The organism is Neobacillus drentensis (assembly GCF_036965645.1).
Taxonomy (GTDB): Bacteria; Bacillota; Bacilli; order Bacillales; family Cytobacillaceae; genus Neobacillus; species Neobacillus drentensis_D.
Genome location: NZ_JBALPZ010000026.1, coordinates 1 through 14,838 on the forward strand (window position 1 = coordinate 1; position 14,838 = coordinate 14,838).

At 38.1% G+C, this 14,838-nt stretch carries 9 protein-coding genes and 1 pseudogene; all 10 read right to left on the minus strand.

Annotated features, from left to right (window positions below; genetic code table 11):
• Positions 1–36 precede the first annotated feature (36 nt).
• Positions 37–942, minus strand: a complete 906-nt coding sequence (locus V7266_RS04645; RefSeq protein ID WP_335466213.1) for an alpha/beta hydrolase — start codon at positions 940–942, stop codon at positions 37–39.
• A 109-nt stretch (positions 943–1,051) separates the two neighbouring features.
• Positions 1,052–2,344 carry an MFS transporter gene (locus V7266_RS04650; protein ID WP_335466215.1) on the minus strand — a complete coding sequence of 431 codons (1,293 nt, stop codon included), beginning with the start codon at positions 2,342–2,344 and terminating at the stop codon, positions 1,052–1,054.
• Between the two features lie 262 nt (positions 2,345–2,606).
• Positions 2,607–5,111: a GH39 family glycosyl hydrolase gene (locus V7266_RS04655; RefSeq protein ID WP_335466217.1), complete on the minus strand. Its 2,505-nt coding sequence runs from the start codon at positions 5,109–5,111 to the stop codon at positions 2,607–2,609.
• Between the two features lie 90 nt (positions 5,112–5,201).
• Positions 5,202–5,963, minus strand: a complete 762-nt coding sequence (locus V7266_RS04660) for a DeoR/GlpR family DNA-binding transcription regulator (RefSeq protein WP_335466219.1) — start codon at positions 5,961–5,963, stop codon at positions 5,202–5,204.
• Between the two features lie 421 nt (positions 5,964–6,384).
• Positions 6,385–9,294, minus strand: coding sequence for a family 78 glycoside hydrolase catalytic domain (locus V7266_RS04665; RefSeq protein ID WP_335466220.1), 2,910 nt, complete (start codon positions 9,292–9,294; stop codon positions 6,385–6,387).
• 116 nt (positions 9,295–9,410) lie between these two features.
• A complete protein-coding gene (locus V7266_RS04670; RefSeq protein WP_335466222.1) occupies positions 9,411–10,703 on the minus strand; it encodes an MFS transporter in 1,293 nt (430 codons plus the stop codon).
• 212 nt (positions 10,704–10,915) lie between these two features.
• Positions 10,916–11,719: a family 1 glycosylhydrolase gene (locus tag V7266_RS30705; protein ID WP_420491321.1), complete on the minus strand. Its 804-nt coding sequence runs from the start codon at positions 11,717–11,719 to the stop codon at positions 10,916–10,918.
• 27 nt (positions 11,720–11,746) lie between these two features.
• Positions 11,747–12,226 (minus strand): annotated as a pseudogene (locus V7266_RS30710) (family 1 glycosylhydrolase); the annotation flags it as partial.
• Positions 12,227–12,336: 110 nt separating this feature from the next.
• Positions 12,337–13,341: an AraC family transcriptional regulator gene (locus V7266_RS04680; RefSeq protein ID WP_335466226.1), complete on the minus strand. Its 1,005-nt coding sequence runs from the start codon at positions 13,339–13,341 to the stop codon at positions 12,337–12,339.
• Between the two features lie 234 nt (positions 13,342–13,575).
• Positions 13,576–14,829, minus strand: a complete 1,254-nt coding sequence (rhaA, locus tag V7266_RS04685) for an L-rhamnose isomerase (RefSeq protein WP_335466228.1) — start codon at positions 14,827–14,829, stop codon at positions 13,576–13,578.
• Positions 14,830–14,838: the final 9 nt, after the last annotated feature.

The following is a 14,838-nucleotide window of genomic DNA, read 5'->3' on the forward strand; positions in this document are numbered from 1 at the left end:
ATTTAACATATTGGATGTTTTTTTATATTTTAAAATCTATCTAAAATGTTTTTCCAACCAATTATGAGCTAAATCAAACCAAACCTTGCATTCTGGGCTGATATGACTAGGGTCCCCTGCTGTCGTCTCATCGCATAAAGATAATCCATGTACACCGCTTTCAAAAACATGCAGCTCATAAGGAATTTTATGTTTTGCCAACATAGTAGCAAATCTTAAAGAGTTCTCTGCATAAACAAGATCGTCATCGGCAGTGTGCCAGAGGAATGTCGGCGGGGTTTGTGATGATACGTAGTTAACCGGACTTGCCTCTGTAAGTTGTTCTGAACTTGGACTAGAAGTCCCAAATACAGCTTTACCTGAAATCTCCCAAAAACCTTTCATAAACTCGTTAGCCTCTGCATCAATTTTTTCCTTCATTAAATGATAATCCACTAACGGATATCCAAGAATAACTGCATTAGGTTTAAACACTTCATGATCAACATTAAACTTTTCATTTAATAAACTGCTATTCCAGTGAACACCAAGGCTGGCTGACAAATGAGCTCCTGCTGAAAAACCACATACAGCAATTTTATCTGTATCCACTAACCACTTCGATGCATTTTCGCGGATGATTAGCATAGCTTTTGCTAGATCAAACAATGGCTGTGGGTAGGCAGATTTCTCATTGGGAGCAGGGAGATTATTGAAATCTTGAACCTTCTCCTTAAAATAGGTTGTATAGCGAAGAACAAATGTATGATATCCGAGAGAAGCAAAACGCATAGCCACCGGTTCAGCCTCACGGTCCGAGGTACCTAGATATCCACCGCCTGGGCAAATCACGACAGCAGGGCGCAGCTGGTCCTTTTGAAATTCCATCGAGTTATTAAGAATATAAGTATGTAAGGTAACTGTTTCACTATCATCCCAAACTTGGATTTCTTCAATTAGCATTTAATCTTCTCTCCCCTTGATAAATTTCCTATATTTTCTATTATACTTTAACTTATACAACAATAGAGGTGAATTTATGTATAGTTCACCCCTATTGTTCAATATTTGATTAAACTACTTTTTCATTGAGATCATTATTGACTTTCAACTTTGATCCCATTTCTGGAATTGGAAGAACAAACACTGCTGAAAGAATAGAGAAAGCTGCTAGCACTAAGAAGAAGAACGTATATCCATCTCCGCCAAACAGGCTTACGCCTAAAGCAATTAAAGCAGGTGCTGCAAAATTTACTAGTGTTGATGCTAGATTTGTTGTTGTATTCATAATCGAGATGTCTTTTGCTGCATTCTCTTTGTTTGGGAGAATTCGGTTTACAAGAGCATTGTCTACCGCACCGTATAATCCAAACCCAAAGTTAAAGATAAAGTTCCCTACAATAACCCAAGTAATATTCGATGAGAAGGCAAATGTGATTAGACAAACTCCTGTTAAAAGGGCTGCACCGATAACAAAAGGCTTTTGTTTTTTCACTTTATCGGATAAAAAGCCACCAAGTATTCCAGCTGCAACCATTACCCCTATGGCTGGAGCAGTAAGTCCCATTAATTGAAAAATCTTTGTTTCACTCAAATGGAATCTTGCGATGTAGAAAAGTGTTAACATATTCATTCCGGCATTTGTAAAATAAATAAATAGCTTTGTTAATAAAGCCCAAGTATAGGAAGGGTGCTTTTTAAAACTCGGATAGAAGCCACGAATTCCAAACGACTTCTTTTCAGCTTTTGTTGCTGTTCCAGCAAAATAATTATCTTTAATTAGAAGAGCAGCTATAAACCCACCAATTAATTGAACAATAATCATAGTAATCATTTTTTCACTTTGGGTAGACTTAGCAAAGACGCCCATTAACATTTGTCCAGTCATTACGAAAGCAGGTGCTGCTGCACCGATAATCCCTGAAATTCGACCAAACTTTTCTTGTTCTACTTGTTCTGGAACAATTGCATAACATGAGAGTGATACCATACCATAAAAGAATTGTGCCAAACACCAGGAAATGACAAGCATCGGGATCGAGGTAGAATACGCTAGAGCTAACATACAAATGGCTCCGCCGATACTTCCTCCAATAATCCAAAATCGCCTTCTACCCATCCTTACACGAGTTTTATCTGCAATGATTCCACTAAACAGTCCAAAGATTACAACCGCAATTCCGGTGATCCCCGATGCTGTTCCATACACAGCTGTTGAATGTTCCGGCCCAACAATTTTTATAATAATAAATTGAATAAGTCCAAACGCTAATAATACTAGCGGAGCTATTGCCGTTCCAACTCCAAGAATTGATGCACCAATCAATCTTCCAAAAGGCGTCTTATTCATTACCGTATTCTCCATTTTATAGCCTCCTTATTTTTAAACGCTTTAATTTACTATAAATTTATAATTACCTATGACTCCGTTTTGCTGGAAACGCTTCCTTATGTACTTCATTATAGAGATGTGAAAACCTTTACACTATCCGTTATTTGCTCAAAGCAGGTACGTAAATTGTCATTTCTCTTTATTATGGTTCCTTTGTACTAATTTCCTGCAACAAAAAAAGGCAGGTCTTTCCTACCTTCACTTAAATTCCGTCGACAACTAGTGATCATTCTACCTACAGCGTTTTTTGAGGAATAATTTCATATAGTTGGACTTCATGGGGGTCAAGATTAGCGTTTAAGATATAGTCCTCTTCAACTCTGACGTCACTTAATTGAAGTTTCGGTACACTAGAATTTTGCAAATAGCTAATCTCTTCCTTACTCAAAATTTGAGGAGCTCCCATCTCGACCCACTTATCAAAAGAACTTCCATTTTGCCTATTTAATTGGTACTGTTTCACCTTATATGTTCCTTTTTTAAGACCCCTTAAGATCATTTTCATTTCAATTGGATCATGATTAAGGAACACATTGTATCTATTTTCTAAATCAATATTGGCATGCTGGTTCATACAATACAGCCGGTCATAATGGCAATAATGATATAAAAGAAGTTGATAACCCTTGGAATTTTTCGTTAGGAAATAGCCATCCCCCTGACAAACGAGTTGATTACCCAATTTCCCCATAAGTTCATAGGCAAAAAAAGCAGGTTTGGGAATGTTACGATTGGTGATTAACCCAAGGCCGCCATGAAAATCAATCGTCGCCGCTCTTCTTTCCTCAATTAAGTCGGTTATCGTCCAATAGCCAAAGCTTTGAATCGAATCCATATTTTCCAAGAGATTTTTTATGATATAGGCTGCTTTAAAAGTAGTATCATTCGTTAAATCACGATGGTAAGCCGTTGAATTCCATTCAGATAGGTGAATTTCTAGATTCTCCAGATTATTTTCTAACAATATCTGCTTGAGATCAGCTATACGGTTTTTCAGAAAGCTTTCATCCCTTGAAATATACCCAAAATCCATAGCATTTTCATTTGTTAGATTTTTTTTCTTATTTACATCCATCTCATCATGTGAGTAGTTGTGGAACGAGATAAAATCAGGAATACACCCCTCTCTCCTGCAAAAATCTAAAAATTGCTGCAGCCAGTCACTGTTTTTTATTGAAACAATACTTGGCCCGCCAACTTTATAAAGAGGATTGATTCCCTTAATCGTTTCGTACGTATTTTTATATAACGTGCAATAATCTTCGAAGGTCCCGCGCCAAAATACATAAAAATCCGGTTCATTCCATACTTCAAAATACCACTGCAAAACTTCCTCTTCCCCATAAAGGTTCTCATAGTGGCCAATAAACGCCTTTAAGAGGTCATTCCATTTTTCTATATCCTTTGGCTTGCTCACGTTGCTTTCTTTATAAAATACGGTTTCATTACGATCGGCTAAATCCCTTGGCATAAAGCCTAACTCGACAAACGGCTTAACTTGGATACTTCGTAAAAAATCAATCATCTTATCTGTATACAGAAAATTAAATTCAGGTACTCCTTGTTCATCTTCGCCATAAACCATCATTTCATCATCAAAAATGCCATGAAAACGAAGATACTGAAAATTTGTCACGTTTTTTACCATTTTAAGCTGATTTTGAACGTCAGTGATAAGACATTCTTTGGCCTTCCCAACCGTCATAAGATTCTTCCAAGTATGTGTAAGCCTTCGTACCTTTTCATCCACATTAATTTTAATTGTCCTTTTTTGAACGGTTTTATGTTCGACCACTAATGCTTGTTCATTACTAGGCAAAAAAGCAAACAATTGGTGGAATGCCTGTGTTTTGTCAATCTCCACATAGTTCGCAAGTGTTACCTTATTACTCTCCGTTTTCTTTGGTTCCATCTCAACCGCACGACGATATTCACTAGGTGTCTGATGATAAAATTCTTTAAAAGCCCGGTTAAAAGCCTTTACACTTGCAAATCCATTATCCAGCGCAATCTGCGTCAGTGGAATATCGGTAAAGACAATATCTTTCACCGCATGATCAAGCCGAATGCTATCGACGTATTTCGAAAAAGGCATCCCCAAATGTTTTTGGATAAACTTTGATAAATAATGAACAGACAAAAATTCAATTTGTGATAGTTCATTTAAGGTAATCTGCTGCTTAAAATTGTCTTTCACATAGGATGTAATTCTTAGTAATCGTTCAATATGTTTTTGACTTGAGAGCTTGTTCTCCCTCTCAGTTTCTTCTTTAAAATTTTTGATTAATAAATAGCTTAGCTGAAAATAAAAAGACTTTATTTGTAATTCATAACCTTCGCCCTCTTTGTTAATAACCCACATCATCTGCGCTAACAAAGAACGGAGTTCATTAAACTCTGCTTGGTGTTGTTCATCATATAGGAACGATTTACAAGAGAAGACAAAGGAGTCAACATCTTTTATATTCTCTTTTAATTCAGGGATCGGCAGTTGAATTGTTAATAATAAGTTTTCTTCTTGGTGTCCAATGGCATGAATGTCGTTTGCATTAATTAGGAATACGTCTTTTTCAGTTAACTCAAAGCGCTTATCATTCACTGAAACGCTCACTTTCCCTTTTAGGACAAAGATAATTTCGATACTGTCATGCCAATGATTTGTAACATAATCTACGCTATTTAGAAAAATATGCAAGGGCAGTTCTTTATTCATTTCGATGATTTCATAGGTAAAATTCATAACGGTCACCCATCTTGATTAAATCAATTATTTTTTCTAGTATACATCTATGTGTCTAAAAGTTTAAAAAAACAGACCAGTAATGGCCTGTTAGTCTACAATTAATAACTTTATCTTTTTTTCTTCCAGTTCGTTTTTAGTTTCTTCATCTATTTGTGAATCTGTAATGATGCAGTCGATGTTTGTAACTGGAACGATTTGTGAAAAAGCACGTGTTCCAAATTTACTAGAGTCCACCATTAAAATGGTTTCATCCGCGATTTCCCTCATCTGCTTTTTTAATAACGCTTGTGACTCATTAAAATCACTTAGCCCTCTTTCCAGATGAACTCCTTTACAGGAAAGGAACGCTTTATTCACATGGTACATACTTAGAGATCGTTCCGCGAGAGGTCCTACATAGGATAAAGATTGCGAGAGTAACGTTCCGCCAGTGGAGATAAGTTTGATTTGTTCTTTTTTACTAAGCTCGATGGCAACTTTAATCGAATTTGTCAATACAGTTAAAGGCATATCAGGCAGTTCCTTTGCTACATACCATGCAGTGGTACTAGCATCTAACACAATTTGATCACCTTGCTCAATTAAACGAACGGCCGCCGCCGCAATCGCTTTCTTTTGTTCCGCGTTTGTAATTTCTCTTTCTAAATAGGAAATTTCCCCTTGATCCTTCACGATACTAACCGCACCGCCATGGGAGCGCATTAATAAATTCTCTTTTTCCAGCTTTTCCAGATCTCGTCGAATGGTTTCCTCTGTTACTGAGAAAATTTTGCTGAGTTCCGTAACCCGTATGCTTAATCGTTCATTAACCAATTCAACGATCTTTTTTTGTCTTTCTGCTACAAGCACCTGGTCTGCCCCTTTCTGTTCAATACTTTTTATTTATGTTGTTTTGTGTTTGTTTTTTATTTATTCTCACTATTACTATAACATATTTTTTTGGAAAACAAACACATTTAATACAAAAAGAAAGATCCAACAAATGTTTTTTAAGCAAAAAAGGACAGGCGCTCCACACACGCCTATCCCCAATCAAAACCAACCTATTTAAAACCGGCTCTTTAAATTGAGCTAAATTCTTTAAAGAAGACTTTACTTTACTGCTTTAACGCTTTATTAACAAATTTCGGGACGATATGAACAAAAATATGGGGATATTAACAAAATTCCAGGAGATATTAACAAATCCCTCAACAACCACCAAAAAAAGCCAATCATTCAAAAATGATTAACTCAAACTAGTTCGGTTTGATCTATTGTGTAAATTCGATTAATTTACCAAAACTGCTCCCCACTCTAGCCTATTTAACTCGTCAATAATGTCTTTAACCTTATCAGCTGTTAGATTCACTTCTTGTAATTCCGCCAGTTCTTTCAAGCTTCTAGCTTTTGTAGAAAAAATAGCAGGTGGTTTTGTAACACCAGGTGCAAATTTCTCTAGAATAGCTACTGCTTCTGTATAATCAAGGAAATCAATAATTCGTGTATCTTCAGTAAAGCTTGGTCTCAATCCAATCTCGTTTTGATACCTAAAGTGATAAGATCCAGATCCCACCGTGAGTCGCACACCCTCGATTGTTTCCAGGTAGGAATGAATATCCCCTGAAACTAATGGTTTATTTCCTTCCAGGACATCAGCAAGACGTGCTTTAGGTAATAGGATCTCTGCAGTTGTATTCACAGGAATTTCAACCTCTATTTTTACCTCTTCATTTGTAAGATGCCATGAGGATAAAATCCTTCCATACATGGATTCATAAGCAGCTTTTGCTTGGGTAAACGAAATGCCTGCAAATTTTGGTTCGATTTTGATCTTCTTATAAGCTGGTAAAGCTGTATCCATATCAATCCCTGCTACGACTTTATACATCCAATTTCCAATTGAACCGTATGCATAGTGATTGAAGGAATTCATTTGGTCACTCCAGAACGAACCATCTTGCTTAATGCTATCCCAATGCTCCCAAACGGTTGTCGCACCTTTTTTTACTTGATAGAGCCATGACGGGAAATCATCTTTCATTAATAATTTGACAGCTGTTTCATGATAACCGCCTTTTGAAAGAGCTAAACTGATATACGGTGTTCCGACAAAGCCTGTGTTTAAATGATAATCGTTTTGAATGAGTAGTTGATTTAGCTCATAGGCTGTCCGTTCTTTGGCTTTTCCGTCCACCATATCAAACATGAGAGCAATGACATGAGCCGTTTGGGTTGGAGACACCAATCTGCCTGATGGCGAAACAAATTCATGATTAAATTGTTCAATAATTTTATCCAATACGAAACTATATTCCTGAACTTCCTCTTTTTTCCCAAGGACCTCTGCTGCATCTCTTAGAATCCTAGTTGAATGGGCATAAAAAACGGTGGCAATAAAATCTCTTGCCGTGGCGCCAACAAAGCTATTTTCTTTCGCATCCAGGGCTAACCAATCACCGAAGTGGAAGCCAGTGTTCCATAAATATTCGTTCTTGCCCTGCCTGCGGATATATTCTACCCATGCCTTCATACTATCAAATTGCTCAGCAAGTACGCGTTTATCACCGTAAGTCTGATAAACCGTCCATGGGATAATCGTTGCTGCATCCCCCCAAGCCGCAGAACCCATGCCACCTTCTACATTCGGAATGACAAAAGGTACATTACCGTCTGGAAACTGATCAGCCTTTAAATCTCTGAGCCACTTTGTAAAAAATGGTCCACCATGATAGTTAAATAGCGCAGTTGGAATGAAGACTTGTGCATCGGCTGTCCATCCCAACCGTTCACTCCGCTGCGGGCAATCGGTCGGCACATCTACGAAATTGCCTCTTTGGCCCCAGACAATATTCTGCTGCAGGCGATTAACCAATGGATCAGAGCACTCAAATTCGCCTGACTTCGCCATATCAGAATGGATGACTTCACCTACAAAGTTTTCAAGCGGCAGCCCCTGTTCCAGTCCCGGATATCCATCGATTTTTACATATCGGAAACCCTGGAATGTGAAATGTGGGGCAAAGATTTCTATTCCATCGCCTTTTGTAATATATTCTACCTTTTGCTTTGCAAATTTTAGATTACCAAAGTAAATATTCCCATCCTTATCCAGTACCTCGGCATGCCGTAAGACAATTCGAGTTCCTTTCGGAGCATTCACTTTAAATCGAATTCTACCAACCATGTTTTGCCCCATGTCTAAAACAGTATCCCCAGCAGGTGTTACAAAAGAGTCTATTGGATGTAGTACTTCTGTTACACGAGTTGGGTAGTTTTCTTGTGCCACTAACTGAGTAATGGGCATTTCTTGAATGATTGTACCCGTCCAATCCTGATCATTAAAATTGGATTGGCTCCAGCCTCCTTTTTCAAGCCTTGCATCGTATGTTTCTCCATGGTAAATTTCTGAAAATAAAATCGGTCCTGTTGAAGCACTCCAAGTGTTGTCCGTAACTATGACTTCTTCTGTCCCGTCCTTATAAGTTACATGGATCTGAAAGAATGCTGCCCGTCTGTCTCCATAGATATTGCGGTTATTTTCCCTGACAAGGTTTCCTTTATACCAGCCATCTGCCAATATAATGCCCATTGCATTTGAACCTGCTTGAAGCTGTTTGGTCACATCATATGTTTGATATTGTAGACGGTTATGATAGCTCGTCCAACCCGGCGCGAGAAGTTCGTCACCGACGCGTTCTCCGTTTAAAAATAATTCATACAATCCAACGCCGGTACCATAGATTCGAGCCGAAATAATACTAGGCTTTACGGTGAATTCTTTTCTTAATAGAAAAGCAGGGTCACTTAGTTGATCCATTCCTTCTGGATTTGGTGTAATCCATTCTGCCTTCCATTCTTCAGGAGACAACAAACCCGTTTCCCACCAAGCAACATCACTCCAATTGGATTCTCGTTCAAAGTTATCCCATACTTTTACGCGGTAAAAATACCTTGTTCGAGAATGTAATTCAGGACCATCATATTCGATGTGGATTGATTCATCTGATTGAACTAACGCTGTATCCCATAAAATTGTAGTAAAATCTTCTCGATCTGCTACTTGAATCTGATAGGAACGCTGCATCGTTCCTCGTCGGTTTGATTGAATTTTCCAGCTAATACGTGGTCTTTTTATATCAATTCCTAGCGGATTATTTCGATATTCGCAAGTTAATGCATTTACTTTTAACTGTGTCATTTTCTTTTACCTCTCAATCCATACTGTGTTTCTAAACAACGTGGCAAATACTTAAAGACAATAGGGATGAATGTATCCCAGTCCATTCATCCCCCTTCTCATTTTTCAAAAATTGATTATATAACTATTTCATTTGTAGCATCATGGCTGCTTTCCTTTTTAGATTCCATTTCAGGAATAGGAAGGACTACAACAGCAGAAAAGATAGAGAAAGCAGCTAATACCAAGAAGAAGAGAGTATAACCATCTCCGCCAAATAACTTTACTCCTAAACCGATTAAGGCAGGTGCTGCAAAATTCACTAATGTTGCTGACAAATTTGTGGTTGTGTTCATAATCGAAATATCTTTTGCTGCATTCTCTTTGGAAGGGAGAATTCGGTTTACAAGAGCATTATCTACAGCACCATACATTCCAAAACCAAAGTTAAAGATAAAGTTTCCAACAATAACCCATGTAATGTTAGAGGAGAAGGCAAAGGCAATTAAACAGATGCCTGTTACAAGGGCTGCCCCCATAACAAACGGTTTTTGTTTTTTCACTTTATCTGAGAGGAAACCTCCCAGGATACCAGCCGCAACCATTAACATGATAGCTGGTGCGGTAAGTGCCATTAATTGAAAAATCTTTGTTTGATCCAAATGAAATCTTGCAATATAGAAAAGAGTTAACATACCCATTCCAGCATTTGAAAAGTTAATAAATAACTTTGTTAATAATGCCCAAGTATAAGCGGGATACTTTTTAATACTTGGATAAAATCCTTGAATCCCAATGGACTTTTTCTCACTATTTGATGCCCCTGCAAAATAATTATCTTTAATCAATAGGGCTGCTAAAATTCCACCAATCAGTTGGACAATAATCATCGTAATCATTTTCTCTTCAAGAGTTGACTTAGCAAAGGCTCCCATAATCATCTGTCCAGTCATAACGAAAGCAGGTGCGGCTGCCCCGATTAGTCCAGAAACGCGGCCAAACTTTTCTGGCTCTACTTGTTCAGGAACAATGGCGTAACATGAGAGTGAAACCATACCATAAAAGAAATTTGTAAGGCACAAACTAATGACAAACACAGGGATGGATGAAGCATACGTAAGGGCTAACATGGAAAGGGCTCCGCCAATACTGCCCGCAATCATCCAAAACCTTCTTCTCCCCATCCTCACTCGGGTTTTATCTGCAATAACTCCGCTAAAAAGTCCAAAAATAACGACAGCTATACCGGAGATCCCAGATGCTGTTGCAAAGGCAGCAGTTGCATGCTCTTGTCCAACTATTTTAATAACAATAAATGTAGAAAGTCCAAATCCAAGCAGTACTAATGGCGCGATCGAGGTGCCCACACCAAGCATAGCTGCTACTAATAATCTTCCAAAAGGCGTCTTCTTCATCATACTATTTTCCATAGATTTTACCCCCTCTAATTTTAAACGGTTAATTAAGGTAAACGTTTGGGAATTGAACATTTAGTCTTTAATCCTTGTTTAAATCCCCTCCCTATTTGATATTTCCATTTTAGCAAGCGTTTTCAAGTATTTTAATATTAAAAGTAAAGCAGTGTATTACGCGATTCAAAGATATTGCCAGCCCCCGGGATGGACCCGGGAGCCCAAGTCATTTATTTTGATACGAATGTGTCCATTTGTGCAATACGGCCTAGCAAACGTGCGCTTTCTTTTACTTTTCGTTCCTGTGTGGTTCGGTCCACTTCAATTAAGCCAAATTTCATCGAATAGCCGGATTGCCATTCAAAGTTATCAAAAGTTGTCCAGTGAAGATAGCCTCTAACGTCAAACCCTTCATCCAGACAAGCCTGCACACCTTCTAAACTTCTTTGGATAAATTCTACCCGTCTATCATCATCATCCGTTGCTATACCGTGCTCTGTGATCATAATTGGTATGGACAAGTCTTTAGAGACTTTTCGAATCACGTTAGCAAGAGCTTCCGGATAAAATTCATATCCCATTTGTGTAAGTTCAGCTCCTTCGGCAGGCTTCACTTGTCCTTCCGGTCCGTATACTTCTCTGGTGTAATTTTGAAGCCCGAAAAAGTCATCCCCTTCTAACATCGGTAAATATTGTCTAAAATAACTGTGCCATTTTTTAGTGGCCAATTCCTCGCCTCCAGGGATAGACTGGATATCTGATAGAGCCATCGATAAGCCTACTTTGGCAGCTGGCTGAATCCGTTTGATTGCCTCACGTGCCTTTCGATGTGTTTCTTTTAAAATATTAATAGAGGACTCATCCGAAATCATGTGGAACGTGAAGTAATTTTCTATCGATGTTCCACACAATTTAGCTGCTGACTCTCTCCATTTAGGAGCCACCCAGGCATCCCTCGCAATCCCAACTGGAGGAATAAAGCCAATTTTCGAGAAAATCTCACGCAGCATAACCGGTAGATTTATTTCATTCATCGTTAATGCGTACGGGATTAAATGCCCGATTTCACGAAATACCACTTCACAATAGTTAGCAAAACGTTCAGGAACCTCTGGGCTTGCCCATCCTCCCAGTCTCATTAGCCATTTCGGTGAAGAAAAGTGGTGCATAGCCACTATTGGTGTTATACCGTATTGGTAACATGTTTCAAGGACATCCCGATAATGTTCTATCGCCGAACGAGAATATTGGCCCGGTTCTGGTTCAATTCTCGACCATTCAATCGAGAATCTGTAGGTGTTCAATCCCAGGCTAGCCATCAGGGCAATATCGTCTCGATAAAGCCGATAATGATCAATGGTATCCCCTGATTTATCTTTATAGGGTGAGCCCTCTGCATGCTCTTCCGCCCAGAAATCGCTGTTATAATTATTCCCCTCTACTTGGTATGCGGCTGTCGTCGAGCCCCAAAGAAAATTAGATGGAAAATTACATTCCATTTTAAACACTCCTTGTTTTCTTATATCCTGCTGATTACCCATATTGTAGCAAGCGTTTTCAAAGTTTTTAATATTAAAAACAAAGAGGTTTATTGCTCGAATCAAAGATTTTGATGATACCTCACTTTTTCTCAAAAAAATAAAACCGCTGTTTAGGCGGTTTCATTACTGTTATCTCGATATTCTTTTGGTGTCTGGAGGTACACTTCATTAAATTTTTTATAGAAAAAAGATAAGCTTGAATAGCCAACCTCTTCTGCAATATCAGGAATGGGAAGGTCTGAGTTACTTAGATATAACGCAGCCTTATTTAATCTTTGAATCTGAAGAAGATCCTTAAAGGATTTACCTGTTGCTTTTTTGAGGACAGCGGAAATATAGTTTGGGTGATATTTGTAGTGATCCGCCATTTCCGTTAAGCTGCAGTCCTTAAAATGATCATCAATGTACTTTAGAAACTCTAGAACAATCGTATCTTTTTGCTTAAGTTCGTCCTTCTGTTTTGTATTGGAACTGTTACTGTGACGGATTAATTCAGTAAACAATATGAAAAGGTACGCATCAATCATTTCCGCCGTAAAAACGTCCTTTTCAAAGTACTCGCACATAATCTGCTCCATAATCCCAACCACTTTTGAATGGACTTCAAAAGGGAAGAATAGATAGTTATTTGCTCTTCGACTATCGATCAGGGAGTCAATTAGGAATTGTGAGATAATACTCTTATTGGTAAATCTGCTAAGGAACCCGGTTGATAAATAGTCATGCTTAAGCTTCATTTCAATAACGATATCAGATTTTGATGTCTCGTTTATCGTATGAGGGGTGTTTTTATCAATCATAATGGTTCCGCCCTCAGTCATGTTTATTTCGTGGTCCTCCATGGTAACCGTGCATTTCCCTTTGTAGACGTAGATTAATTCAATATACTGATGAATATGCATTGGGACGAGCGCGGCGACGGGACACTGGGATATGAAAATGTTATCCTCAATCGGATTAATTGTGGGGTCAAAGATCATATTGAAATTGTATACTGGCGCACCATTTACGACATTTACCGGTTCAGGATTATAGGTGTTTTTTATAACATTCCAATCAGGTGCCTCCCTGGTGTTGTTGGTTTCGAGTAAAGACCGCAAATCAGTACTATTCATATGAACCCTCCCATCAAATTGAATCAAACTGGAATCAATTTACAATTAATGTAGAATTCCTTCATTAATTTGTAGATTTCTATCTTTAATTTGTAGAATAACTTAAAACTTCGCAGAATTCTTCATTTTTTCGTTGAATTCTTCAATTTTTTGTAGAATTCCTTCTTTTTCCTAAAAAAGAAGACCCAAATGGAGTCTATAATCTCCTAATTTGAGTCTTCCCCAAAAATCCACTTATCTCTTTAATAAAACCTCTTGCTCATATGCTTTAACTTCTAATAACCAAGATTCTTTTACTGGTACACCCATTTTTTCGCAGTAGTAATCCCAAACCGCACCAAATGGATAGGTTTTGAATTCTTCCATTAACGCTAATCTTTCAGTAAAGTTGCCTTCTTCTTGAAGCTGTTTTAGATACTCGTTTGGTACTAACATAGCAGATAATAATGCCTTGATCATATTGCGAGTTCCAATTGTCCATGCAGCCACACGGTTAATGCTGGCATCAAAGAAATCAAGTCCAATAATCACACGTTCTAACGCGTCATTACGCACGATTTCCAAGGCGATTTCTTTTAATTCATCATCAAGGATTACAACATGGTCGCTGTCCCAACGTACAGGTCTTGAAACGTGAAGGGCAAGCTTTTCACTAAATAGCAGCATCGATGAAATCTTGTTGGATACTGTTTCTGTTGGATGATAGTGACCTGTATCCAATAAGCATAATTTATCATTTTTCATGGCATAGTTTAGATAAAATTCATGAGAACCCACTACGTAAGATTCTGAGCCAATTCCAAATACCTTACTTTCTACTGCATCCAGATTATATTTCTCATCAACATCAACAGCGAAAATCTTATCTAATGATTCTTTAAGTCTTTTTCTTGGTGTGAGGCGATCACTTGGAATATCCTTGTAGCCATCTGGAATCCAAATATTTGTTAAGGCTGGTGTGCCAAGTTCTTTACCGAAATATTCACCAATTTTTCGGCTGCCAATGCAGTGATTAATCCAGAACTCACGAATTTCTTCGTTTGGATGAGAAAGCGTCAAACCATCGTTTGCTTTCGGATGTGAAAACAGCGTTGGGTTATAGTCTAGTCCTAAACCATTTTCCTTTGCCCATTTCACCCAGTTTTCGAAGTGCTTTGGCTCTAATTGATCTCTTTCCACCACTTCTCCATTTGTTTCTGCATAAATGGCATGCAAATTGACACGGTGTTTACCTGGGATTAAAGAAAGTGCTTTTTCTAAGTCTGCTCTTAATTCTTCAGGTGTTGATGCCTTACCTGGGTAATTTCCCGTAACGGAAATTCCACCAGATAATTCGTTAGGATTTACTTCGAATCCGCCGATATCATCACCTTGCCAGCAATGAATGGAAATTGGAACATTTTTTAGGGTTTCGATTACTTCATCAACATTAATTCCCCATTTTTCATAAGCCTTTTTAGCAAGTTCATAGTTTTCTTGAATAGACATGTAATTCTT